2 protein-coding genes are annotated in these 2506 nt (G+C 34.6%); both read left to right on the top strand.

Translation table 11 applies throughout. The features are described 5' to 3' along the window. Positions 1-69: 69 nt before the first annotated feature. On the top strand, positions 70-1206 hold the full coding sequence (locus ACOYLT_RS11535; protein WP_422853990.1) for a hypothetical protein: 1137 nt from the start codon (positions 70-72) through the stop codon (positions 1204-1206). A gap of 68 nt (positions 1207-1274) precedes the next feature. Next, positions 1275-1883, top strand: coding sequence for a hypothetical protein (locus ACOYLT_RS11530; protein ID WP_422853989.1), 609 nt, complete (start codon positions 1275-1277; stop codon positions 1881-1883). The last annotated feature ends 623 nt before the right edge of the window (positions 1884-2506 follow it).

Raw genomic sequence — 2506 nt, 5'->3', positions numbered from 1 at the left:
AAACTGGAAAAACCGAGTTCACGGTAGCGGGACTTCTGCGTGACATTATTTGACATTTAATTTAAAGTTATGAAAAATACAATTTTACTTTTTGCATTTCTTGTTTTAACTCTAATTGGTTGTAAAAAAAATGAAATGCTGAACAATCCAAAAAATTCCGTTACAAATGTTTCTGACGCATATAAGGGTATAGCAGCCGTAATTGTTGCAACAGCAAAAGAAGACAACAAATTTAGGACTATTGCTTATCAAGAGTGTGGTAAGCAAAAATACGGAGATTATTATGTTAAATTGAATGAATTAATATCTCTCAATGAACAACATAAATATTGGAATAAAGGTACTATCGATAAATTACTCGACTTGCAAAAGCTAAGCAAGCGGGATGGAAATAATGATGTAATTATTTTTATACCCTCAATTGAAAACCACCCTGAGAAGGCACTACTTAATATCAGTAATTTGGTCGCAGAAAAAAAAGTGCCAAATGGCAGTGGATTGGTTTCTACGTCTAATCAATCAAGTGGTTATCGATATCAAGATCCTATAGCAGTCATTGCAGATGAATATGAAAATCCAACAAAAACTTGTCCCGGTTATATAGTAGTAATGAATGGGGTGCTAAGTTTTTTTCAAAACATTGATGAGGAGTTTGCTTGGGAACACGATGTTTGGGTTGTGGGGGAAGAAGAAAATTGTTCTCCGGAAAATATGATTGCTGCAGTTGAAGATGGGCTTATTGAATCATACTCAAGATTTAACGGTCGAGCGGAATATGGTGGAATTATCAAGGTTGTTAATTGGTCTCTTGTTGAGCCGTGGGTGGCTGGAAAGCCTGAATTTCGTAGTATCTTAAATAAAGGCGCTGGTGGAGGAGGTACAATACATGACAAAAAATATGGAAAATGGCGTCGAATACATTTTAATGGAGTTTTTCGTAATTTTGGCACATTTCTTTTTAACTGGAATTTAGCAACAATAGGCGATTGGACTACTGAAAAATGGATTGAGGAGGATGGTGGAGCCAGTAGTTCAATATCAACTACAACCACATGGAAGGATTCGTTTGGAAACACGCAAACCACAACTACTTCTATTCCTTCTAAAAACAAAGATGATGATCTTGGTCAGTCAATTATTCAATTTACTGATCAAATTAACCAAGAATATAATTTGACAGGAATTATAATTAAACGAAGCCATTAAAAAATATGGGGTTATCAGAAGTCTTCTGGTAACCCCATAACATATGTTTGCAGTATAAATAAATAATTATGAAGTATCTTTTTTTTCTTTTCATTGTAATACTTCAATTCAATCAAAGTAATGCTCAAAAAAATCTATTACAGTTTTCAGCAGGGACAAATTTTACTGGTTCAGGAGACAGCTTTGGGTTTAGTTTTTTTACAGAATATAGTAAAAAATTTAAGAAGAAACTTATCTGGTCTGCCTCTGTGGGAGGAACGATTAATGATGGGTCATTTGATTTATTTTATCAATATCCTATTGGCCAATTCAGAGATGGCTCAGCACGTTATACCGCAGCTGGTTTTCAGGCAACTTCTCATATTGGCTATAGTTTAGTTGATTCAAAGTCTCATGACTTGCATTTTCGTTTGGGAGGATTGATAAGATACCAATCTTCATCCATTTGGGATGCTATAAATGTACTATATGAACCTCTGACTGGGATACCATTTCCAGTAATTGTTATCGAGAATACAGGTCCCCAAAAAACTATTGCAGTAGGAGGAAGCGGACAATTGATATATAATTACACATTAAAAAATAATATTTGTCTGGGGCTTTTGGTAGGTCTTCAGTTTGATACGGAAGGAGATACAATTTCTCAATTTATGTTTACAATAGGGAAGCGGTTTTGACAAACAAATAATCAGAAAATAAGGTAATGGGTTCCCTTCTCCGAATACTACGCCAGAGTTGTACTATTCGATTCGGAGGAATAATCTGCCTAATTCAGTGGGATATTTTTATACAGGGATACGAAGTTTCTGAGATGTTTCCTTCTCCGAATAGTCTTACCCCTAATGGCGTAGGAGACCATTCGTTTCGGAGGAATAATCTACCCAATTTGCAGGATATTATTTTACAGGGAAACAAGGTATCTGTGATGTTGTTACATATATTGAATTAGCCGATATTGACTTGGGTATATGTTGAAGCAATGAATTTAATTGCCGAATATGAAATTAGAGCTCAATCATTGCAAGAAGCCAGTTGAAAAGATACGATTTTCTCATTTTTAGGAGGTTATCCAGCCATCGTTTTTCGAAAAATATGCCAAAATGGGAAATTGGAGTCTTGTAAATCAATGATTTATAAAAGTAAATTACGGGTTTCCGTATTTATTTTTTTGAAGTGCTTGAAATTGATAGAATGAATAAAAATTGCTTTCAACTTTATATCGAATTCATGTCAATTTGTGGAAGTACCCAATCAGTCATATCAAGTGGATTTGTCCCATCGAATCAGACAAATCCGAGAA

It is taken from the genome of Flavobacterium sp. (assembly GCF_049318185.1).
Taxonomy (GTDB): domain Bacteria; phylum Bacteroidota; class Bacteroidia; order Flavobacteriales; family Flavobacteriaceae; genus Flavobacterium.
This window is presented reverse-complemented; position numbering and strand designations above follow the sequence as displayed.